At 50.8% G+C, this 325-nt stretch carries 1 rRNA gene; it reads right to left on the reverse strand.

The features are described from left to right. Window positions 1-325: ribosomal RNA gene (locus A9G12_RS04830) — 23S ribosomal RNA — on the reverse strand; the annotation flags it as partial.

The raw sequence follows: 325 nt of genomic DNA on the forward strand, positions 1-325 counted from the left end.
TGTTCACTGTCAAGCTATAGTAAAGGTTCACGGGGTCTTTCCGTCTTGCCACGGGTACACCGCATCTTCACGGCAATTTCAATTTCACTGAGTCTCGGGTGGAGACAGCCTGGCCATCATTACGCCATTCGTGCAGGTCGGAACTTACCCGACAAGGAATTTCGCTACCTTAGGACCGTTATAGTTACGGCCGCCGTTTACTGGGGCTTCGATCAGGAGCTTCTGCTTACGCCTAACCCCATCAATTAACCTTCCAGCACCGGGCAGGCGTCACACCGTATACGTCCACTTTCGTGTTTGCACAGTGCTGTGTTTTTATTAAACA

Source organism: Gilliamella sp. wkB112 (assembly GCF_001690685.1).
Lineage (GTDB): Bacteria > Pseudomonadota > Gammaproteobacteria > Enterobacterales > Orbaceae > Gilliamella > Gilliamella apicola_J.